Annotated in this window: 18 protein-coding genes and 1 pseudogene; 12 read left to right on the forward strand and 7 right to left on the reverse strand. The window is 67.9% G+C overall.

Annotated features, from left to right (window positions below):
• Positions 1 to 397: 397 nt before the first annotated feature.
• Together ACQPZP_RS40615 and ACQPZP_RS40620 are read left to right on the forward strand one after the other, a co-directional pair.
• A pseudogene (locus tag ACQPZP_RS40615) lies at positions 398 to 684 on the forward strand (helix-turn-helix domain-containing protein); the annotation flags it as partial.
• A 204-nt stretch (positions 685 to 888) separates the two neighbouring features.
• Positions 889 to 1071 (forward strand): hypothetical protein, encoded by a 183-nt coding sequence (locus tag ACQPZP_RS40620; RefSeq protein WP_433479783.1) that lies wholly within the window; start codon positions 889 to 891, stop codon positions 1069 to 1071.
• 630 nt (positions 1072 to 1701) lie between these two features.
• On the opposite strand, the gene ACQPZP_RS40625 is transcribed toward ACQPZP_RS40620, so the two are convergent.
• Positions 1702 to 1884: a hypothetical protein gene (locus tag ACQPZP_RS40625; protein ID WP_433474919.1), complete on the reverse strand. Its 183-nt coding sequence runs from the start codon at positions 1882 to 1884 to the stop codon at positions 1702 to 1704.
• A 213-nt stretch (positions 1885 to 2097) separates the two neighbouring features.
• Between ACQPZP_RS40625 and ACQPZP_RS40630 the strand changes: the two genes are divergently transcribed.
• From ACQPZP_RS40630 to ACQPZP_RS40650, 5 genes are all read left to right on the forward strand, one after another.
• A complete protein-coding gene (locus tag ACQPZP_RS40630) occupies positions 2098 to 2697 on the forward strand; it encodes an RNA polymerase sigma factor (RefSeq protein WP_433474920.1) in 600 nt (199 codons plus the stop codon).
• Positions 2690 to 3745 carry a CU044_5270 family protein gene (locus tag ACQPZP_RS40635; protein ID WP_433474921.1) on the forward strand — a complete coding sequence of 352 codons (1056 nt, stop codon included), beginning with the start codon at positions 2690 to 2692 and terminating at the stop codon, positions 3743 to 3745. The genes ACQPZP_RS40630 and ACQPZP_RS40635 overlap by 8 nt, the downstream gene beginning before the upstream one ends.
• 957 nt (positions 3746 to 4702) lie before the next feature.
• Positions 4703 to 5125 (forward strand): hypothetical protein, encoded by a 423-nt coding sequence (locus tag ACQPZP_RS40640; protein ID WP_433474922.1) that lies wholly within the window; start codon positions 4703 to 4705, stop codon positions 5123 to 5125.
• 959 nt (positions 5126 to 6084) lie between these two features.
• The gene (locus ACQPZP_RS40645; RefSeq protein ID WP_433474923.1) at positions 6085 to 7401 is read left to right on the forward strand and encodes an aspartyl protease family protein; all 1317 of its coding nucleotides are present in this window, start codon (positions 6085 to 6087) and stop codon (positions 7399 to 7401) included.
• Between the two features lie 1062 nt (positions 7402 to 8463).
• Positions 8464 to 9024 (forward strand): hypothetical protein, encoded by a 561-nt coding sequence (locus tag ACQPZP_RS40650; protein ID WP_433474924.1) that lies wholly within the window; start codon positions 8464 to 8466, stop codon positions 9022 to 9024.
• A 568-nt stretch (positions 9025 to 9592) separates the two neighbouring features.
• Here the strand turns inward: ACQPZP_RS40650 and ACQPZP_RS40655 are convergent.
• Complete coding sequence (locus ACQPZP_RS40655; RefSeq protein WP_433474925.1) at positions 9593 to 10756, reverse strand: hypothetical protein; 1164 nt, start codon at positions 10754 to 10756, stop codon at positions 9593 to 9595.
• The gene (locus ACQPZP_RS40660; protein ID WP_433474926.1) at positions 10743 to 11630 is read right to left on the reverse strand and encodes a hypothetical protein; all 888 of its coding nucleotides are present in this window, start codon (positions 11628 to 11630) and stop codon (positions 10743 to 10745) included. The genes ACQPZP_RS40655 and ACQPZP_RS40660 overlap by 14 nt, the downstream gene beginning before the upstream one ends.
• Positions 11631 to 11701: 71 nt before the next feature.
• Here ACQPZP_RS40660 and ACQPZP_RS40665 point away from each other — a divergent pair, with 71 nt between their 5' ends.
• Together ACQPZP_RS40665 and ACQPZP_RS40670 are read left to right on the forward strand one after the other, a co-directional pair.
• Entirely contained in the window at positions 11702 to 11866 is a 165-nt protein-coding gene (locus ACQPZP_RS40665) for a hypothetical protein (RefSeq protein WP_433474927.1), read from the forward strand.
• Positions 11867 to 12283: 417 nt separating this feature from the next.
• Complete coding sequence (locus ACQPZP_RS40670) at positions 12284 to 13033, forward strand: DUF5131 family protein (RefSeq protein ID WP_433474928.1); 750 nt, start codon at positions 12284 to 12286, stop codon at positions 13031 to 13033.
• A gap of 38 nt (positions 13034 to 13071) precedes the next feature.
• Here ACQPZP_RS40670 and tcmP read toward each other — a convergent pair whose 3' ends face one another.
• Positions 13072 to 14244 (reverse strand): three-Cys-motif partner protein TcmP, encoded by a 1173-nt coding sequence (tcmP, locus tag ACQPZP_RS40675; protein ID WP_433474929.1) that lies wholly within the window; start codon positions 14242 to 14244, stop codon positions 13072 to 13074.
• A 573-nt stretch (positions 14245 to 14817) separates the two neighbouring features.
• Between tcmP and ACQPZP_RS40680 the strand changes: the two genes are divergently transcribed.
• On the forward strand, positions 14818 to 15348 hold the full coding sequence (locus tag ACQPZP_RS40680) for a hypothetical protein (RefSeq protein ID WP_433474930.1): 531 nt from the start codon (positions 14818 to 14820) through the stop codon (positions 15346 to 15348).
• Positions 15345 to 15713 carry a hypothetical protein gene (locus ACQPZP_RS40685; RefSeq protein ID WP_433474931.1) on the forward strand — a complete coding sequence of 123 codons (369 nt, stop codon included), beginning with the start codon at positions 15345 to 15347 and terminating at the stop codon, positions 15711 to 15713. The genes ACQPZP_RS40680 and ACQPZP_RS40685 overlap by 4 nt, the downstream gene beginning before the upstream one ends.
• A 174-nt stretch (positions 15714 to 15887) precedes the next feature.
• Here the strand turns inward: ACQPZP_RS40685 and ACQPZP_RS40690 are convergent, their stop codons facing one another.
• The 3 genes from ACQPZP_RS40690 to ACQPZP_RS40700 all read right to left on the reverse strand — a co-directional run bounded on the left by ACQPZP_RS40690 (position 15888) and on the right by ACQPZP_RS40700 (position 18040).
• Positions 15888 to 17060, reverse strand: coding sequence for a hypothetical protein (locus tag ACQPZP_RS40690; protein WP_433474932.1), 1173 nt, complete (start codon positions 17058 to 17060; stop codon positions 15888 to 15890).
• A complete protein-coding gene (locus ACQPZP_RS40695; RefSeq protein WP_433474933.1) occupies positions 17057 to 17641 on the reverse strand; it encodes a recombinase family protein in 585 nt (194 codons plus the stop codon). The genes ACQPZP_RS40690 and ACQPZP_RS40695 overlap by 4 nt, the downstream gene beginning before the upstream one ends.
• A gap of 273 nt (positions 17642 to 17914) precedes the next feature.
• Positions 17915 to 18040, reverse strand: coding sequence for a hypothetical protein (locus ACQPZP_RS40700; protein WP_433474934.1), 126 nt, complete (start codon positions 18038 to 18040; stop codon positions 17915 to 17917).
• Positions 18041 to 18303: 263 nt separating this feature from the next.
• Here ACQPZP_RS40700 and ACQPZP_RS40705 point away from each other — a divergent pair, with 263 nt between their 5' ends.
• Complete coding sequence (locus ACQPZP_RS40705) at positions 18304 to 21660, forward strand: hypothetical protein (RefSeq protein ID WP_433474935.1); 3357 nt, start codon at positions 18304 to 18306, stop codon at positions 21658 to 21660.
• Positions 21661 to 21873: the final 213 nt, after the last annotated feature.

Consider the following 21873-nt stretch of genomic DNA (forward strand, 5'->3'; position numbering starts at 1 on the left):
ACGAGCAGGCCAATGCGACCGGACACCAAGGCAACTGCAACACACGAACAAACTCGCAGCACGCACCCACGAGCACGGGCCCATGAGCGCGGCACGTGAGCACGGCACGTGAGCACGGCACGTGAGCACGGCACGTGAGCACGGCACGTGAGCACGGCACGTGAGCACGGCACGTGAGCACGGCACGTGAGCACGGCACGTGAGCACGGCACGTGAGCACGGCACGTGAGCACGGCACGTGAGCACGGCACGTGAGCACGGCACGTGAGCACGGCACGTGAGCACGGCACGTGAGCACGGCACGTGAGCACGGTGTCGGCGGCGCGTGAAAACCTGACCCCTGGACGAGACGGGCGAAATCTGACCCCCTCCGCTGTCACTGTGGAGGGTGATCTAGGTGGAGGGCTGGGCGGAGATCCGCCGGTTGCACCGGGCCGAGGGCGTGCCAATCAAGGCGATCGCTCGGCGGATGGGCATCTCGAAGAACACCGGCAAGCGGGCGCTGGTTACCGGCGAGCGAGCAGGGGGTCGATCGTGGACGCGGTGGAGCCGCAGATCCGTGAGCTACTGGAGCAGTTTCCGGATACGCCGGCCGCGGTCATCGCCGAGCGGATCGACTGGACGAACTCACTCACGGTGCTCAAGGACTGGGTCCGGATCCTGCCACGCCTAGGGCTTTGTCCCACCAGAGGGGCTTGCGCAAGTCGCCATGAACCTGGGCTCTCCGCACGGGCTCTTATCAGATGGAACGCGAGTCAACGAGGAGGACCCGTGAACAACATCTGGTATCGCTCGACCGCGGCCGTGAACGTTCCCGCCTGGGAGGACCGAGGCTCGCTGACCTTCCAACACGGGAGGTTCCATTTCTCTGGCAGGAGCAGAGATGTCGTGGGCTCGATCCTGGCGATCGGACGCACCCAGATGGGCACCAACAGGTGGGTGCACGTCCGCTACGAAACGGACGGGCAGGCGACCGACGCATACTTCATGGACGGTGGCATGCTCGGCTGGGCGGGGGTGCTCGGCGGCAACAAGCGCCTGGCCGCGAAACTCGAAGCAGCCGCCGTCTGACCCTCGAACCGCGCCCCAGAAGCGCCGAGCCTTCTCAGCGTGAGGTGGTCCCCCGGTTCCACAGAAACGTGGAGGGCTTTGCCCGCATGACTGGCAAGCGTGGGCAGCAGCAAAGGTAGCGGAGGGTCCCGCCGCCTCATGAGCTGGGCGTTCACCAGAGACCGCGCAGGCGGGCGTGCGCCCGATCGGCGTTCCTGAGCAGCTGGAGTCTGCCCTGGTGTTTCCAGGGAGCGAGCAGCGTTCGCACGCGCCACGGTCCCCCTCCTCGGCCAGCACCACCAGCCCGGCGGCCTTCAGAGTGTGCGCATACTCCTCAAATTCCGTGGCAGCAGCCAGGTCGTGGACGGCGCCGGGAAGCGCGCTCGACGCCCACCCGACCTCACTGGTCGGATTGGCGATGACCTGCCGGTTCATTCGCCCCTGCGCCGTCTTCCAGAAAAGTCGGCGGCCACTCGTTCGATCGCAGTGAGGGTGCCGTCCAAACGAGGTAAGCCAGCCCATCAGCAGCGGCCTGGCCAAATCCCGGCCGAGCTTGGGCCTGCGCTCGGCCGGCACCATTACTGCCTCGATGACGTACTGGCACACAGCGGCGGTAGAGACACCGAACCCGGCGGCCATGCTGCAAAAGGCTCACTCGCGATGAGCGCACCTAAAGCGGCCCAGTGCTTCGGCATCCTGGCTGATTGCCAGGGTGAGGGCGGGGGTGGCCAGGAGGCGGGTGGCGTCACGGTGGTGGTGCTGGATGGCGGCAGCGTTGTTGCTCCAGCCGCAGAGTCCCGAGGGGCCGATGGCGGGGTCGCGCAAGGCGGCCATGACGGCGGGACCGTACCGGTGCGGATCTGACATCGGTCTTCGCGGCGATGGCGTCGCGGATGTGGTGGAGTGCTTCGATCGTCCGGTGAGCCCGGATCCAGGCGTCGAAGTCATCGGGCTGGGCCAATTGGGCGGGCAGGCTCCGAAGGCGGGAACCGGTCGCGGGCCGCTCGGCAACAACGGGTGTCCCGTTCCGATGCCGAGAGGCCGAGTATGAGTGAGACGAGTGAAGCGGACGCCGACGATGCGTCCGTCATCAGGCGGTCCCGGCGGGAGCCCGAGGCGTTCGCCGAGGTGTTCCGCCGGTACGCCCCCGACATCAAGCGGTACGTGATCCGCCGGCTGGGCGCCGACGCCGCCGAGGACGTGGTCGCCGAGACGTTCCTGACGGCGTTCCGTCAGCGCGACCGGTACGACCTGGCTCGCCCGAACGCGCGGCCCTGGCTGTACGGGATCGCCACCAATCTGATGGGCCGGCATGTGCGGGCGGAGGTACGGCAGCTGCGCGTCCTGGAGCGGATGGGCACCGACCCGGTCATGGCGCCGTTCACCGAGCGCAGTGACGAGCGGCTCAGCGCGGGCGCGTCCAGGCGGGCGCTGGCCGGCGCGCTGGCCGCGCTGCCGAAGGGGCACCGCGACGCGCTGCTGCTGGTGGCCTGGGGCGATCTCAGTTACGCGGAGGCCGCGCAGGCGCTGAACGTGCGCATCGGGACGGTGCGGTCCCGCATCAACCGGGCCAGGCACAGGCTTCGCAGGCACCTCGGTGCGACCGACTCCGTGATCTACGTCAGTGAGGAACCCGTCCATGAATGAGATGACCGAACTTGAGCGGTTCCGCTCGGAAGTCCCCGCCTTCGACCTGACCGGTGTGCGGGCCGAGGAGCACCGCCTGCTGAGCGTCCTGCGGGACGCGGCGCCGAGCCCCGAGCGTCCCGCAGGACGGCGTGTCCCCGGGCGCCCGCGCCGGGCACTGCGGCTGCGGGTCGGCCTGGTGGGAGCCGGGCTGGGGGTCGCCGCCGCCGTCACGGCCGCCGTGGTCACGGTCACCGCGGACGGGGAACCCGGCGCGCCCCCGGTCGTCCACACGATGCCCGTGGCGTCGGTGCAGGTCCTCAAGCGGGCCGCGGACCACGCCGCCGCCACCCCGGAGCTGCGCCCCCGCCCGGGCCAGTTCATGGTCTTCGAGTCGCAGACCATGGACCCCGTCGACAGCAACTCCCACGATCGGCAGGCTCGATACCTGGCGTGCCAGGAACGCAAGATCTGGCTGCCTGTGGAAGGTGACGCCACCCACGGTGTCCTGTGGTCCAAGACGTTGCCGCCCAAGCCGTACCCGGGTTGGCCCATCCCGCCGGAGGCCCGCCAGGACGTCGGCCACGGCTCTCTCTCCAAGGCCGCGGACTTCGACGACCGGGCCGAGCACCTGCGCAATGACTATGCTTACCTGAGCCGCCTGCCGGCCGACCCGGCCAAGATGTACCAGCACCTGTACACCGGCCTCGGCAACGGTCCCGAAGCCGACGCGCAGGCGTGGCAGAACGTCGGCGGCATGCTCAGCGAGGCCTACATGCCGGCCCTGCAACGGGCCGCGCTGTTCCGGGCGGCGGCCGCGATCCGCGGCGTCACCACCGTCGGCCGCGCAGTGGACGCGGCGGGCCGGACCGGTGTCGCCGTGGCACTGACCACGCCAGGCAGCGGAGTCCGCGAGGAGTACATCTTCGACCAGAAGACCTACCGGTATCTCGGCCAGCGCAGCGTCGTCACGGACGCCGAGCAGGCCGGAGCGCCGATCGGGAGCGTCCTGACCAACTCGGCGCAACTGAAGGTCTCCGTCGCCGACCATGCCCCGGCGGTGGACTGAGCCGCGGTGCGGCCGGGGCCGGCGATCCAGACCGGCCCCGGCACTCCGGCGTCGAACGCGACCGCCGGACGCCGGACCTGTGCACATCTGCGCACACCCAGCCAGCTGAACCAGAGCGACTTTCACTACACCAAGGCCATGCCAGCGGCCACGCCGATCGCGCCGGCACAGCAATTCAGGTGTAGCGCCTGCAGAAAACATCGAAGGCGATTTCCGCGCTGTCGATCTCCCGGCCGAAGGCTACGACTTCATCTGCTGGTGTCCGCGATTCACCACATGGACTTTGAGGCGGCCCTGCCCCGAATCCGCAAGCTACGCGTCCCGGTGGCACGCTGGTGGTGGTCGGCCTTGCCTGTGCATTCCCCTAATTTGGAGCACGGCCCGAAGGCTGAAGGCTGCGAAGCCCTCAGCCCCTCTTCGGGCACGTCGGGCTGTCGGTGCAGTTTGACCTCTGCCAGGCGACCGGTGGGCTCGCGGCAGCATGACGGCCGAAGCCTTCCATCTTGGTGATGAGGGCGGCGAGGGGCCTCACCCAAACCTCCAAGAAGGCGTTGTCGAGCTCAAGGGCGCGCCGTCGTCGACCCGCACTCCGCCCTCCGTTGGGGTGGAGATTGGCCGGGAGCGCGCAAGCAAGTCCAGGCCAACCTTCAGACGTCCGGCAGCCAATCCAACGAGCCTGGGCATACCGGGGCGTTCCGGTGGGCTGGGATGTCGGTTTGCCACGGGCTCGTGCAGTTGACCAGGCGCCCGTTAGGGGACGCGATCCTTGCGCTAAGTGGAACACTTTGTCAAGGCGCTTCTATTCGCAGATTCGGGCAGCCAAAAACGAACTGAAACCGTCGATCGCCCACGGCCGGCCTGTCGCACCTAGTGTCGTCCCTGCTACGAAAAGCAGCCCAAGCCGCCGGGCAGCCACCTGACGCCAAAAATGAGAGCCGTCGACTCTTGACACCGAATATGGGTGAGATCACCATGATCGCAACTCGCATGAAAGGTCCTCTGGCCGCCAACGGCAATCGCCCGCGCCGTGGCCTCATTCCCGAACCGGCGACCTCGACTGAAGGAGGAACAATGCGCAAGCGAGTCGTGTCCATGGTGGTTGCGTCGATGATTTCTGCGCCTGCTCTGGCTACTACGCCCAGTGCCGCCGCGGCTTCATGCTCCGGCCGCGACCTGATTATGGAAGTCGTCGTCAGCAGCGCTCCGGTGCATTCGAACTACTACGGGTCATCGAGCATTCTCGCAAGGTTCAGCTACGGCAAGCTCATCCATGTCGACAAGTCATGCATAAACAATTACGGAAACCTGTGGTACCACACGGACTGGCCCAGCACGAAGGGCTGGATCTACGCGGACTATGTGGCGTACGACTGGGGCTGATTCCGATCACGCCCGTCAGGTGATCAGGCCGCACATAGGCCACTTGACCACCGCACGCCTCATCGGCGTCTGGTCCGGCTGAGCGGCTCCCCCATGCTCGGGTCCACCACCTGCACCACACCCACGTGACGACTCGCCTCCCGGCGGGCGACCACGTGCACCTCGCGCGGCCGCTCGGCTGGGGCGCGATGGCTCGGCCATCACGCTGAGCGGCTGCGCGCAGGGTGACCTGGTCACCGGAAGTGGCTGCGGCGGACGTCTGCGCGGGTCGAACGAGGCGGCATAAGACCGCTGCTGTCAGGTCGGCGAAGAGGTCCCTTCCAAGATCGGAAGGGGCCTTCGATGCGGGAGCCGCCTATCGAAATCGAACCGATGCCTGTTCATCACGAGTCTCACGAGCAAGATCCACATCCGTTCAGATCCGTTCCATGACCTGACCGGGAGCGCGTCGCGTCCCCTCCCGATCCCCCGCGTCGAGGATCGTCCGGGGCCGTTGCCAAGCCCCCGTCAGCACTCCCCCGCACGCCTCCGCCACGATCCGAAGTGCACGTTCGCGCGAACGGCCCGCAAGGTGTGACAGACCGTCTCGCGTGATCGTGTGCTCCATCCCGCGGGGCTGGGGGCTGCGAGCCTCCGCATCGAGCACACCCAACCCACCCTGGCCGCGTACACCGCACCTCATCGTCCCGAATCATCGACGCCCCGCTCGTCACGGCCCCACCCAGTTCGCGACGTGTGCAATAGCTGGGCTGTCGCGGTGACCGGTGGCGGGATCTTCTCGCTGCCGGTGTGCGCCGGTTCCTTGGGGCCGGGGATCGGTTGTATCGCGGGCGTACCGAAAATCGCATACGCCGCCGCAACACTCTTCGGTCTTCATTGGGGGCCATGGACCACAGCGGTCCGTGCCGGGGGCATGGCGCCCCGGCTTCGGAGGGTGATCATGGAAGAGGGGAAGGCCGGTGGCTGATGACGGGAAATGGGACCGGCGTTCGCTGTTGCGGGGCGCGGCCGTGGTGGCCGGTGCGGTCGCGGCCACACCACTGCTGGGCAAGGCGGCTGCGGCACACGCCGACGACAGTGACGCGGATGCGTTGTTCAAGGCCGGGAAGTTCGAGCGGGCCGGGCGCGCGTATGAGGAGATCCTGAAAGCAGACCCCACGAACCTGCACGCGGCGCGCCAGCGCGGCTATGTCGGGCTACTGGCCAACAAATTCCCCGACGCGGAGAAGTACCTCACGATGGCCCTCGAACTAGCGCCCGGCGACAAGGAGACCAACCAACTGCTGGGCGACTGCTACATCCGACAGGACAAGTTCTCCCTATCCGTGGCGCGCTGGCAAGCGGCCGGCGAGGAAGGCTACGCGAAATGGTTTGCGGCAATCCGCGGCAAGCCGTATCAGATCCACGGCGACATTGGCCGTGTGCCATGGCTGCAGATGGACCCGGAACCGCTGGTAGAGGCCTCGGTCAACAACGGGCCGTCCAAGCGCTTCACGTTCTACACCGGCGCCCCGAATCTGCAGGTGACCGCGACGGTAGCCAAGGAAGCCGGGCTGACCCCCGTCTACAAGGAGAAGACCGACTTCGAAGGCACCGCCATCTGGGTGTACTACGGGATACTGGATTCCTTCAAGCTGGGCGGCATAGAACTGCGCAACGTCCCCGTGGGCTGGTCGTCGACGGAGTCGGGCGAAGATGTCGGCACCGGCAACGACGGCCTGATCGGCACATGGGTCTTCTACCACCTGCTGACCACCTTCGACTACGCGGGCCGGTCACTGATCCTGCGCCGCCCGACCCCCGAAATGGTCGGCGACGTGCGCGCCGACGCCGCACGCGCGGGCGCCAAGCCTCTACCGCTGTGGCTGTCACGGGACCACGATGTGCACAGCCTGGGCAGCATCGCCGGCTCTGGCCCACGGGTGATGGGCGTGAACTTCGGTGGGAGCAGCGGCGCGACCGCCGCGGGCATGCCTGGGGAAGTGACCAAGCAGTTGGGCGTCCGCACCGACCACGACCGCCCGATCGAGACCTTCGCCCACAGCCACCCGACCATCGCCTACCCCTGCTACCCGAAGGAGATCCGCCTCGGCGACGCCGTCGCCAACGAGGTCTACTGCGAAACGGACCCGAACATGCCGGTGAACGTCCCCTGGCCCTACGGGCCGGGGTTCGACGCGATCGGCCACTTCGCCCACTGCTTCTTCAAGCCGTACAACATCACCCTCGACTTCACCGACATGAACCTCTACATCGCCCCCGGCAAGGCCACCTGATCACTGCCGGCACGGGCGTCATGGGAGCTGCCGAGGCACAGGGAACTTTCTCGGCTTCATGGCGTCCCGCGGGCAAGGGCCGCCCGGGCGACGGGAGTGGACCGAAGAGGCCGCACGCCCGGCGTCCGGGCCGGCCGCGGTCGATCGCCGAGCCGCCGGTCCCGCCGTCCATCAGGGTGTGGCGATCGGTCACGGCTGGCCGGCCACAAGAGCACGGAGGTCACCGAGACGGTCTACTGGCACCAGATCCGGCCTGCTCTGCTGGCCGGTGCGGAGGCCAGGGATGACGTGTTCCCCGCCGCTGTCGAGGACGCCTAGTCAGGCAGTGTTTCAGGCGGTCATGCGAAAGGCCCATCGCGAGTGATCGTGATGAGCCTCTGGGCTGGGAGCCGCCTATCGGAATCGAACCGATGACCTATTCATTACGAGTCTGACGAACAAGATCCACATCCGTCCGAATCTGTCCGCCGACCTGCTCCGCAGCACTCCCCCACGGGCCTCGGGGTCGACAACCGTCCAAGATCGTCCAGGACTGCTGTTAGCACCCGCGTTAGCAACCCGAGCGCCTGGAGCGAGTGACGGACCAGACTCGCGCTGTCAGCTTGGGGACCATTGCGATCTCGGCCGTCGCCGTTGCTGACCTGACGTTCGTCCGTTCCGCGAGTGACCGTGAGTGCCCCTTGATGACTGCCCCTAATGGCACGGCACCCTAGCGTTGACCTGGGTAGTCACCGCGGCAAGCAAGAGACCAGAAACAAGCGAGCGTCCGTTTCTCAGGGAGTAGCAACCATCGTGACCGGCCGGACCGCCCGCAAGGTCTGGGGCCAGCCTATGGCCGTAGGCCACCCCGTAGGGCGACAAGAGGGAACCATCCCGCGCCGTGTAGGCGATTCCATCTCAAGGGTCACTCCCGGTAGAAGCCGCTCTGTCGCATCAGCTGACGGGCTTCGACGGCGCTGTTGCATGATCGAGCTTCCTCGGGACGGTCGTGGACGAGCAGGTTCTTCCTCGGGGAGACCTTCCACAAGAAGCAACAAAGACCCCAGATTCAGGGAGATTTCGATGCAGCAGAAGACGAACTTCCGCAGCGTCCGCAAGGAGCACAACCTCACGCTCCTCAACGTCCAAGGCCACAACTGGGACGACGTCGAGGAGACCGCTCTCCAGGTGGGCACGGACGTGTTCCCGTCCGACGCGAAGCTCACCGTCCATGTCACCGGCGACCTCAAGAGGTGCGCCGACTGGACCGGACACGGCCACCCCTTCGGCGAGAACCCCAAGAAGTACTTCTTCCCGGAGCTGACCGTGCACGCCTCATGGGACGAGGAGGAGCCCGAGCCCGAAGCCAAGGCCAAGGCCAAGGCCAAGAGTCAGGTACGCAACCTGCACCTTCGCGTGGTACGGGGTGACAACTGGGAGAGCATCAAGACGGCGGCGCACCGAGAAGGAGCCGAAGCGTTCCCGACCGCCGAGGTGTTCTCCATCCAGATCAGGGACGAAGGCGCCGTCAAGAGGTGCGCCGACTGGACCGGACACGGGCACGGCTACGACTTCGGCGAGGACCCCAAGGGGTTCTTCGTCGAGAACGTGATCGTGCACTCCTGGACCGCGGTCGATAAGTAGATCACCGGCCGCGGCCTAATTCACTGCCTTCGGGCAGGGGAGTCCGGTAAAAGTCCACTGCTTTCGAGCACTGGATCGCACGGAGGGCCTGATATGCCTTCCAACCGCCGGGACGCAAGTCCCGGCGGTTCTCTTGTTACAACTCGATCCCGCAATCCCTGCGCAGACGCACATCGGTCCGGAGTGCTTATTCGCGCGAACGGGCCGGTGTGGGCAGGACCGATTCGCGCGAATGAGTGCTCCGGCTCCGGGGGTCCAGGGGGCGGGAGCCCCCTGGTACCAGGAAGCTCAACCGACCTTCGCAGAGACCCGCACGGCAATCGGGGCCGTGCATCTCGACAGACGAGGGCGCTTGGCCGGTGCGGGCTGGCTTGCGCGGTCATGGCGTTCCGCTGCTGGGTGGGGCGGCCGTGCACGGCGGCGCGAGACGGGACCGGACGGAACAGGCCGCATGCCCGGCTCGTAGAGCCGGGCATGCGGCCGCCCGGCGCCCCGCACCAGCGGGGCGCCTTTAAAGACGTAAAGAAAGTTCTCATCCGCAGGACGGGCGCCCTCGTGACCCTAGGTTTTAGGTGCCTTGGCCGCCGATTGTGGGGCCTGTTGGCCAGAGGGCTGCTAGGTCCGTGGGTGTTAGCGGGTCTCGGTAGGCGGCCTGGAGGACGGTCGTTCTGGTTGCGCTGTCGGCCTCGGCGAGGTTGGCGAACCAGTCGATTCCGGCGGGGTAGGCCCACAGGTATGAGCGGAGTTGGGGGTTGGCTCCGCGGTCGGTGAGGACGTCGGCGATTGCTGCGTCTGCGGTCCAGGGCATGCGAAATCGGGCGTGATCGGCCAGTTCGGTGATGCTCGCGCCGTGGTTGAGAGCTATGTGCAGCTCGGCGCGGACGAGTTGGGTGTAGTGGTCGAACTTGGTGCGCGTGGCTAGCAGCTCGTCATCGGGGGCAACGAACAGGGGGAGCGCTTGGGCGAGTCCTTCGAGGAGGACCTGTTGCGGGGCGTGCACTGACATCAGGCGGACCCAGGGGACCTCTTCGGCGGCGGCTCGGGCTGACCAGCTCGCGCCCTGGAGGCCGTGGCCGAGGACCTCGTGCAGGGCGAATTGGCGGGCGGCGACCTTGGTGAAGCTGGCGCGGCGGAGGTTGAGACGTAGCCGGACCTTGTCGCCGGCGCCGTCCAGCCAGTACGACCAGTAGGCATCGACCTCGGTGGCCTCGATGGTCAGGTTGAACGGGGCCGTGCTGCCGGTGATCTGGCGGACGGCGGTCTCGTAGTCGGCGGCGGCCTGGCGGATCGCGTCGGGCGCCTCGTCGGTCTCAATGGGGCCTTCGACGCCGGTGAGGTCGCGGGCGGTGTCGGGTCCCCACTGGATGCCCAGCGCGGCGAGTGCCTGGCGGGCCTGGTCGCCTCGGTGGGTGATGTAGCCGTCCTGCCATCCGGCGGCGGGGCATCCCTGGGTGGCCTGGACGTAGTCGTTCAGGGGTGGGTGTTCGCCCAGGAGGGCGCCGAGGTAGGCGAGATCGGCGGTCAGGCGGGCGGTGAGGCGGTCGGCTCCGGCTTCGGTGGCCTGGGCGTAGAGGTCGGTGAGGCGCTGGTAGACCGCTAGGCGGCTGGTAGCTGGTGTGGTGGCCTCGGTGGTGGGGGCGCAATCGAAGTCGATGACGGCTACGGCTCCGCGGCCGGTTTCGTAGGCGTGCCAGGATCGTAGGGTCGTTTCGATCTCGTCACGCAGGTTCACGGATCACTTCCCAGCGCAGCGTCACGGCCTGGTTCGGGCGCAGATGGTCACGGGTCAGGGTCATGACGGCGTCCTTGCCGTCGATGTCCCAAACGAGGCTATCTGTGGAGGAGTTCTCCGAACCGTCTGGGTGTTCCTCGGTGGCGGTACAGCCCGCGATGTCGATGTTGCGTTGCCGGACGTTGATCTCGTAGCGGCGGCAGTAGCGGGGCATCGATTCGCGCCAGTAGTGGTTCAGGTCGAACTTCCCGGCCTCGCAGACATAGCCAACCCGTGCCCACTCCCCCGGCCGTAGTGGGGGCGAGATTTGAAAGGCGAACTTGGCGAGGTTGGTCGTGTCGTGAATGCGCTGGATGGCGATGCGCCGGTCAATATCGGGGACCGGCTTGATGACGAGGGGGCCGCTGGTGTGCTCGAACCAGACTTCACGGGACACGCGGGCCTGCGACTTGTCGCCGAGGTTCAGCATGTCGAATCGGTATTCCAGCCGTGCGCTGCCGTCTTCGGCGATCTCAATGTTGATCGTCTTCGCCAGCTCGACGACGTGACCGGACAGGCCGGCAAGCTCGGTGATGTCGGCGTCGTTCAGGCGGCGTTCGTGCTGGAGTTGGAGGAGTCTGCGGCCGAGGTCCTGAGCGTGGCCGCTGGCGGTCTCCCTCGTCCCTGAAAGCCGGGCCTTAGCGGCTGGGATGGTCCGAGCAGTGGCACCCCAACTGATCTCGCCGGTCTCAGGGGTGTCGATGTGGTGCTCAAGGGTGGCGAGTAGTTCGGCGACGTCTGGGGCCATGGGCTCGTCGGGGTTGCTCTGCGGCTGGTTGGACTCCTTGGGTGGGCATGGCTCGAAGAGCTGTTCTGCCGTCCAGCCGGGGAGCATCGTCTCCAGAACGCGACAGTGATGCGGGTACGGGAGCCCCTTTAGTTCGCCGCTCAGCCAGCGGTGGAACTGTGCCCGGGACTCTGCTCCTGGCGGGCGTTCCCGTCCACGTGGTGGCCGCGCGGCTCGGGCACGCTGACCCAGCCATCACGCTGCGGGTCTACGCGCATGTGATCCGGTCGGCCGAGGTGGCTGCGGCGGACGTGTTCGCCAGGGTCATGAACGAAGCGGCGTAGACGCTGCTGTTAGCAAGCCTGTTAGCAAAACGGCCCCTTCCATGATCGGAAGGGGCCTTTGACGTGGGAGCCGCCTATCGGAATCGAACCGATGACCTATTCATTACGAGCGAAGATCAACTTCCGAGGACCTATGTATCTGACGTGCTCAAAGGTCCTCTTGAGTAGCTCGGCGTCCGCCCACGTCCATCGGCGTAGTCAGTCAGTTAGTCAGGCTTCCGCACGCCGCTAATGACCCGGAAGTTTCGGCCCCCGCGGACTGCAGCCCCAGCCGATCACACGCGGGCCGTCATCTGATCGTGCCCTACTCGCAGGGCATGTCCCCTTTGGAAAGTCCGGGGCGGCCTGTATGACCAGATGAGCAGGTGCCCATCCAAAGCAACGTGCGCTCTTCACCACGGAAAGGAGCATTCGGCCATGGCTGACCGCAGCGCCATCGAGTGGACCGAGGCCACCTGGAACCCCACGACCGGATGTGATCGGATCTCTGCCGGATGTGATCACTGCTATGCCCTGACCTTGGCCAAGCGCCTCAAGGCCATGGGCCACCCCAAGTACCAAGCCGACGGGGACCCCCGCACATCCGGGCCGGGATTCGCGCTGACGACTCACCCTGATGCACTCCGCTTGCCCTACCGCTGGCGGGCCCCCCGCACCGTGTTCGTGAACTCCATGTCCGACCTGTTCCACGCCCAGGTTCCAAAGACCTTCATCCACGAGGTGTTCGCCGTCATGGCAGACACGCCACGGCACACCTACCAGGTGCTGACCAAGCGGGCTCGGAGGCTCCGGCTGCTGGCTGGTGACCTGCCCTGGCCGGCGAATGTGTGGATGGGGGTGTCGGTAGAAGACCGCAGCCAGGTGCACCGCATCGACGACCTGCGTGCGGTCCCAGCGGCGGTTCGGTTCCTGTCGCTGGAACCGCTGCTGGGTCCGCTGCCTGGGCTGGATCTGAACGAGGTCGGCTGGGTCATTGCCGGAGGTGAGAGTGGGCCTGGCCATCGGCCGATGGACCCTGGCTGGGTCCGCGAGATCCGTGACCAGTGCACCGACGCGGGTGTGCCGTTCTTTTTCAAGCAGTGGGGCGGCGCCACCCCCAAAGCCCGCGGCCGCGAGCTGGACGGGCAGCTCTGGGACCAGATGCCTGCGCTGGTCACCACGAGTTGAGCCGTGCCCGCTGCCGCGCTCTGGGACTGGCTGCTTGATCAGGTGCCCGGGCGGGCAGCGCGTACGACCGTGTTGCGGGGCCTGGCACCGTTGGAGAGGATCTCCAGCTCACCAGCGTCGTGCAGCGCGCGCATGGCTTGGATGATGGTGGCCTCGGTGGCCACCCCGTAGGCCTTCCCGAACAGCTCCCGGGGACGGTGCACCAGCTGGAACGCCCGCCCGGCCGCCAGTTGCCGACGCAGGTTCACGATCGCATGATCCAGGGCCCGCTTGGCCTCCTGCTCGATGCGTTCCTCCATGTCCTGCAGGTGTGGCCACAGCGTCGGCCCAGCCTGGGCATCGCGTATCCGGCCCTGGTGCCGGAGCCATTCTTTGCGGGCGGCACCCACCGCGTCCCCGAACACCCACAACCCGTACTGGCTGCGGGTGAAGAACACCAGGTGATAGATGGGCTGGTGGCCGAGTTTGCGGTACACCGGGATCGTCACCGGCATCATGCGGCAGGCGGCGCCGACCCGCCGCGCGTACTCGGCCGCCACCGCATGCACCACCGGCTCAAAGGTGTCGTCTGTGGAGGTCTGGCGTGCCTGTTCGGCCACCTGCCGCCACCAGTCTCCGCCACAGGCGGAGTCCATCGCCCGCTGGTCGATGCGCCCGCGGGCCAGCGCGCCGGCGATCCGGCGGGACAGGTCGGCGCTGAAGTTCAGCAGCACCTCGGTCGGTGGCGGCTGACGCCGTCGCGGTCCCGTCAGCAGCCCAACCAGCCGCTCGTAGCTGACACCGGCTCCGCAAGGGTCCAGGAACAAGAACAGCGGCACCTCCGCCGCCTTGGCCACCACCTGGTCGAGGTGGTCCTCTACCAGGCCGGGCAGTGCCTGGGCGTCCAGTCCCCGGGCGGCGTACTCGGCCACCACGCCAGCCAGGTCCCGATGGTCGGCGCGGTCCTTCTCGACGAAGAAGGCGGCCACTTGGCGGGACGCCTTGAGCTCCGAGATCGCCTGCAGGATCAGTTCGCCTGAGGCCGGGCGCCCGTTCAGATAACGGCCCCGCCCAGCGAACCCGTCCAGCACCACCACACGCTTGTCCGGGGCGGTACTGCCGGTCATCGCCATGAACATCTTCAGGTACTGGCTCAGCACCTGGTGTTTGAAGACCGACTGAGCATGCCGGTCGCCGTCTTCCAGCAGCCCGCCCTTGGTGCCCGTCGCCACCCGCACCTCCCGGCCGAGAACGCCAGCCCTCCCACGAGATCTACGCCCGCCCTGGCCGAGAGTCAATCATTCCCGTCAAAGGCTTACTCGTCGGCATATTCCACCCTTACCGTCCCTGAGCCGGGCCCAGCTCGGGTGGCGACCGCTACGCAAGAGGGAACGACCCGACCCGGACCCCGGCCGGCACCGCCTGTACGGCCCCGTCGCCCATGTACGAGAGCGTCTCCCAAGCCTGGCGGCCCACACCACCAACTGACCGCCGGGCAAGTGCCGCCCCCTCCCTCGGCCCCTCCCAGGCCACGGCCGCCCTCCGTTGGGGAGGGGCGGCCCGCGGCCGCCCCGTGTGTGCCCCCCACGCCGCCACGGCAGTCCACGCCATGGTGAACAACGGGTGGCACGGGAAACGATCAACGGCCAAGTCATCGGCAGACAGGCATCAGACCTGCACGCCCCCAGGCGCCGCAGCGAGTAGCGGTTGATACGGCTGTGCTTCGGCCGTCCGCCAACGTCCCAAGGCTCCTACTTTTGGCGAAGCTCAGCGTTCGGACGGGGACCCGGTTAGCGTCCAGGTACATGGAGACACATGCTGAGCCTCAGCGCCCAGACCGCAGCTTCCTGGACGAGTTCGGCGATCTTGACAGCGCGATCGAGATGGTGAGGGTCCTCAACGAGGAGGTCGAAGAACCACCCTCGATGGATGAGTTTCTGCGGGAGTTCCAGCCGTTCCTAGCCACGGATCAGGGCGTCGACGACCTGCGGACAGGGTGCATGACCTTGATCTACTTCTTGTTCAACTCGATGGGCCTCGACGAGGCGCCACTCAACTTCGTCCCAGCGGTGGTTCGGAAGCTCGGTGAGATTCAAGGTGTCTCGACCGATGTCCTTCCGATGATCGCCGGAGGGCTTACCGCAACCTTCCTCCAACAAGAGCCAAGGGAGTGGCGGGAGAGATACGGATCCGTCCCGCCGGAGGAGTCTCTGGCCTGGATTTACGCAACCTGGGCCATGGTCAACTTCATCGACTTCCTGAAGGAGGAGAAGGGTGCGGCGCTCAGGGACCTGACCGAACTCATCCACAAAGTGATCGAAGGAGAGGCCGAGTGAAGCCGACCCACATCTTCACCTCGTGGAACGCATATAACGCCGCAGTGCCCGAGCCGTTCCGATACGACACGGAACGGAATCCGTGGCCGTTGGAGTATCTCGGAGACACCCAGGGCATAGAGAACGACATCGATCCGGAGGCCGGCCAAGGGCCGTTGCGTGTGCTCTACCTCCCGCACGGGTTCGCTCATGACGAGACCTTCGACCATTTGCACGGCAACGTGGTCGCGTGCGGGTGGGTGTGGCAGCCACCGGTTGTGCTTCTGGCCAGCGACCTGCCGTTCGCCGCAGCGCGCCGTCTGTGCACCGCCCGCCCAGGCACCTTGGGCAAACTGCTCGGTGTGCTGCGCGAGGCAGCGGGCTGAGATGGCCTCGCCGGGGTTGGCGTGTTGAGCGGCGAAATGTTGTCAGTGCCGTACGCCAAATGAAATGTCAGTGGTGTGTCGGCATGGGGTATGGGTTTCGCTCGATGCTGTCGCTGGTGCACCGTCGCCTCGACGATGCGACCGTGCGGACTTGAGCATGACGTCGCAGGTTGTTCATGTGTGGTAGTGCTGGTGCAGGCGGTCGAAGAACGCGCTGAGCATGCGGTGCGCTGCCTGGGGGTCGGTGAGCTCGGCGCCGCCGAACCGGTACATCTCGTAGCCCTTCAGACGTAGGTCGCGGTCTTCGGCCATCATCGCGGCGTACCGGCGGGGGTCGGCGTGGCCGTCGTCGCCGGCGTAGTGCTGCTTGCCGTCGCACTCGATGACGACGCGGGCGCGGTGCGGCAGGAGCAGCAGGAAGTCCATGCGCTGGCGCGCGAGCGGGCCGGGCGCGCGCTGCTCGGCCGCGGTGTAGGGGTCGTAGTGCAGGTAGACCTGCGGGATCAGCGCGGGAATGTTGGGGCCGAGCCGGACGTAGCGGTCGGCGTAGGCGCGAAGGATCCGGCGTTCGGCGTCGTTGTCGCCGAGCGAGCGGTCCAGCCTCCGGTACAGGCTGCGGGAGATGTCGGCGGCGGGCTCGCCGGTCATCTGCTGCCGGTCGGCCCACCAGTCGGTCAGTTCGGCCCAGGTTAACCCGTGCGCGGCCAGCGCTCGGTCGTAGACCAGGCAGTTGTGCTCGTTGCGGACGATGCGCAGGTCGTTGTTGACGGCGTCGTCGAGGACGATCTCGGGCTTGGGGCCGATGGCGGCGAAGATGAGGTTCTTCAGCGCCCCGGGCACCCCGGATCCGATGAGGCGGTGGTCGAAGACCGGCGCGCCGCTGATGGCGTCGACCTGGACGAGTTCGTAGCCATCGTGGGTCAGCACGGAGTTGAGGAAGTTCCGGAGTTGCTCGACCTCGGCGGGGTCGGTCCGCACCGCCGGATGCAGCATCTCGGCGAGGAAGGCCAGCAGCGCCCCGTCGTCGTCGGCCAGGCCGAACCGTGAGTCGTGGAAGATCCAGTCCTCGTCCCAGTCGTCGTTCATCACGCGGTGCTGGAAGATGTCCTGGAGGGCCGTGGTGAACCGGGAGTCGGTGCTGGGCAGCTCCTCCAGGGGATAGAGCCGGGCCAGGAAATCGGGTTCGGGTAAGGCGCCGCTCCAGAAGGTGCGCTGTGGTTCCAGGAATTCTCGCCGGCCGTCCGGCACGGGCCCGCACACCCGGCTCAGGCCTTCAAGGAGGCGACGGCGGGTGACGTCGGTGATGCGACCCGACGCAGCCGGGTTGGGTTTGGGGGCGGTGGTCATCGGGTGGTCGCGGTGGCGGCGCGGTCGAGGACCCGGTACACCGTCGCCCGCCCGACGGAGAAGACTTCCATCAGCTCGGCGATGGTGTACTCGCCGGTGGCGTGCATGCGCACCAGCTCGGCCTGCTGCCGGCTGGTCAGCTTCGGTGCGCGGCCTTTCAACTTGCCGCGGGAGCGGGCGATGGCCATGCCCTCGCGGGTGCGCATCTTCAGCAAGTCGGCTTCGAACTCGGCGAACACCGCCAGCATGTTGAAGAACATCTTGGACATGGGGTCGGCCGGGTCGTAGATGCTGCCGCCGAGCGACAGCCGGACACCGCGGGCGACCAGGGCGTCGCCGATGTCGCGGGCGTCGGGGACCGACCGGGCGAGCCGATCGAGTTTGGGGACGACCAGGGTGTCGCCGGCGCGGACGGCTGCGAGAGCCTGGTCGAGGCCGGGCCGTTCCCGGTTGGTGCCGGTGAGTCCCTTGTCGAGATAGATGCGGTCTTCGGGCACGCCGAATCCGAGAAGGATCTCGGTCTGGGCAGTGAGGTCTTGCAGGACGGTTGAGCAACGGGCGTAGCCGATGAGTTCTCCCACCCGCGCAGCGTACCGTTTAGCCCCCCTTCACCGGACAGATTCGCGGACTACCTATGTGAGACAACGTCTCCGCACGTCGCGTTCGCGTCCGACCGCTCGTCGTTGTTGTCCGGTGGGCGTTCCCCTAACGGACACGGGGTTTGAGCAGCAACCACTCGGCCAGTCACGTTAGGAGCCCGGCGGGCTCGTCTTGCCGTGACTGGCCGTTCCGATGCGGGTGGCTGGGGTCCGGCTTGGCCGGCGATCGTGGAGGCCGGACCCGCTCCTGTTGGATCAGTGGGTGAGGTGGTCGAGCAGCAGGGTGACGATGGCGTGGGTGGCGCCGGCGAGGGTGCCGCGGAGGGCGGCTGCGGCCAGGTGGAGCCGTTCGGTTCGGGTCAAGTCGGTGGTGCGTGCCATCGCGGTCTCCCAGGTATCCGGTTGGGTGGGTGATGTGCCGGCCGGTTGGTGTCCAGGGTGCGGTTGCCGGATGGGTCGTCGACGAGTCGCGATGAGTCCGCTGCCAGGTGCGCGATTGCGGGCATTTCAGCCCGCTTCGCTGAGGTACGCCGCGATGATGGTGCGCTATGAGTGGCGACGACAGGGCCGGGCGGGGCCGGAGGCGGCCGCGTCTGATCACACCCCCCGAGGTGCCGCCGGGGCCGCTTTGTGATCTCAAGGCGTTGGTCTATCGGTTGTATCTGGAGGCCGGTGCGCCGTCGCTGGAGGAGATGACCGACTGGGTCGCCACCGATGACGATCTGCCGGGAGCTCCAGAACGCGATTCCATCCATCGGATCGTCCATGACGACGGGATGCCGCCGTCCCAGGCTGATGTGGTGGCGGTGGTCACCGTGCTGGCCCGCGCCGCCAGGTGGGACTCCGAAGACGCCGTGCGGCGGGCCCGGGATCTGTGGGTCGCCGCCCGCCTGGGCAGGCCGGTGGGGACTCCGTTGGGCGAGGTGGCCGACCCGTTCACGCTGGAGGTGCACCGGCCCATCGCGGTGGACGGGGCGGGCGGGCTGCCCGCGCTGCCGTCGTATGTACGGCGGGCCCATGACGAGCGGCTGGCCGCGGTGGTCGCTGAGGCGGCGGCCGGGGCCAGCCGGATGGTGGTGCTGGTGGCGGGGTCGTCAGCGGGTAAGACCCGGGCCTTGTGGCAGGCGCTGGAGCCGCTGCGCGCGGCGGGTGGGTGGCGGTTGTGGCACCCCTATGATCCGACCCGTCCGGACGCGGCGCTTCAAGCGCTGGACCGGGTCGAGAAGCGCACCGTGGTGTGGCTGAACGAGACCCAGCAGTATCTGGGCGCGCCAGGTGACGGCGGGGAGGTAGCGGCCAAGCTGCGGACCCTGCTGGACGACCCGTCCCGCGCTCCGGTGCTGGTGCTGGGCACCCTGTGGCGCGAGCACCACGCCGACCTCACCCAAGACTCCACCTCGCAAGTGGCCAAGGTGCTGGACGGCACCGTCATCGAACTGCCGGAGACCTTCACCGGCTCCGACCTGGCCGCCCTCAGCATGGCCGCCGGCACCGATGCGCGGCTCGCCGCCGCGCTAAAGCACGCCGACGATGGACACATCACCCAGTACCTGGCCGGAGCACCCGAACTCCTGACCCGCTACCAGACGGCGCCCGCAGCGGCCAAGGCGGTCATGTGGGCGGCCATGGACGCCCGCCGCCTGGGGCACCGCAACGCCCTGCCGCTGGCGTTCCTGGAGGCGGCCGCCCCGGCCTACCTCACCGACACCCAATGGGATCAGCTCGGCGAGGACTGGCTGGAGCAGGCCCTGGCCTACACCGGACTGTCCTGCAAGGGCGCCCGCGGCCCGGTCACCCGCGTCCGCCCCGATCCCAACCGTACGTCGGCCAGCGACACAGGGCCGGTGTACCGGCTGGCCGACTACCTCGACCAGCACGGCCGCCGTCACCGCGCCGACCAGATCCCACCGCCCGGCTTCTGGGCCGCAGCCGCGCATGCGCACCCCGGCGACCACGCCGTGCTCGGGAACGCCGCCCAAGCTCGCGGCCTATACCGGGCTGCCGCCCAACTCCACAAGAACGCCACCAGCCGCGGCGACACCCACGCCGCAGCCGCCCTCATCACCACCCTGCACACCCTGCACCCCACAGACCATCGCCCTGCACACTTCGCGGCCATCCACGCCGCCCTCGACAACCCGCGCGACGTGGCGAAACTGCTCAAGGTGCTGCAGCGGGTGGGGGCGCGGGAACAAGCCATCACGCTGGCCGACCGGGCCGCCGCGCACGCCGCCCTCGACAACCCGCACAGCGTGGCGGATCTGGTCAAGGTGCTGTGGGAGGTGGGAACGCGGGAACAGGTCACCACGCTGGCCAATCGGGCCGCCGTGCTTAATGATCCGCGGTGCGTGGCCTATCTCCTGCACGTGCTGCACACGGTGGGGGCGCCGCGGGAACAGATCACCGCGCTGGCCGACCGCGCCGCCGCTCACACCGCCCTCGACAACCCGCACAGCGTGGCCTATCTGCTGAACGTGCTGCGGGGAGTGGGGGCGCGAGAGCAGGTCTCCGCGCTGGTAGCGCGTGGCCCCGCCGCGCACGCCGCCCTCGACAACCCGCACAGCGTGGCGGCCCTGGCGGAGACGCTGTGGGAGGTGGGTGCACGGGAACAGGTCTCCGCGCTGGTAGCGCGTGGCCCCGCCGCTCGCGTGGCCTTGGACAACCCGCACAGCGTGGCGAATCTGCTCAAGGTGCTGTGGGAGGTGGGGGCGCGGGAACAGGTCTCCGCGCTGGTGGCGCGTGGCCCCGCCGCGCACGCCGCCCTCGACAACCCGCACAGCGTGGCGGCCCTGGCGGAGACGCTGTGGGAGGTGGGTGCGCGGGAACAGGTCTCCGCGCTGGGCGACCGAGCAGCCCTCGACAACCCGCGCGACGTGGCGGATCTGCTCTGGATGCTGTGGACGGTAGGGGCGCGGGAACAGGCCACCGCGCTGGCCGACCGGGCCGCCGCGCACGCCGCCCTCGACAACCCGCACGACGTGGCGGATCTGCTCAGGGTCCTGTGGGGGGTGGGAGCGTGGGAACAGATCACCGCGCTGGCCGATCGGGCAGCCCTCGACGACCCGTCCGACGTGGCGGCCCTGGCGGAGACGCTGTGGGGGGTGGGTGCGCGGGAGCAGGTCTCCGCGCTGGTGGAGCGTGGCCCCGCTGCTCACGCCGCCCTCGACGCCCCCTCCGGCGTGGCCTATCTGCTCAAGATTCTGTGGGGGGTGGGTGCGCGGGAGCAGGTCTCCGCGCTGGTGGAGCGTGGCCCCGCCGCTCGCGTTGCCTTGGACAACCCGCACAGCGTGGCGTATCTCCTCAAGGTGCTGTGGGAGGTGGGGGCGCGGGAACAAGTCACCATGCTCGCCGACCGGGCCGCCCTCGACAACCCGCGCGACATGGCCGCCCTGGTGGAGAGGCTGTGGGAGGCGGGAGCGCGGGAACAGGCCACTGCGCTGGCCGATCGGGCAGCCCTCGACAACCCGCAAGGCGTGGCGAATCTGTTGTACGCGCTGCAGCGGGTGGGGGCGCGGGAACTGATCTCCGCGCTGGTGGCGCGTGGCCCCGCTGCTCACGTCGCCCTCGACGACCCGCAAGGCGTAGCGAATCTGTTGAACGCGCTGCACGGGGTGGGGGGGCTGGAACAAGTTGCCCCGCTGGCCGACCGGGCCGCTGCTCACGCCGCCCTCGACAACCCGCACAGCGTGGCGGAACTACTCAAGGTGCTGCAGCGGGTGGGGGCGGGCGAACAGGTCATCACGCTGGCCGGCCGGGCCGCCGCCCTCGACAGCCCGCGCGATGCGGCCGCCCTGGTAGGAGCGCTGTGGGAAGTGGGGGCGCGGGAACAGGCCACCACGCTCGCCGACCGACTCCCGGCTTCGGGCCAGTTCAACCGGTTCCTCAAACTCGCCGGTCAAGACGCACGCTTTCGGTTCGGGCGTGAAACCAACGGGCACGCCGCTGATCGCTGGGCGTGGGATGACCTTGGAGTAGCCGCCATCCCCGGAAACTCTCGATAGCGGACGGTCCTGGTCGCGATACGAACACTCAGGTCGAGGTGTCCCGGAAACCCATACCGATACACACAGGGTCGCGCGCTGAGTTCCGGGACGATTTACGAGGCGCGCCGTGGCGAGCGGGAGCATGAGGGCGCCGCCTACGATGTCGCGGTGCCGCCGGCTGCTCCTCCACACCGCGGCTCATACGGCCTCCACCGCCTCGCAGTCCATGGG

The organism is Spirillospora sp. CA-142024 (genome assembly GCF_050942325.1).
Lineage (GTDB): Bacteria > Actinomycetota > Actinomycetes > Streptosporangiales > Streptosporangiaceae > Spirillospora.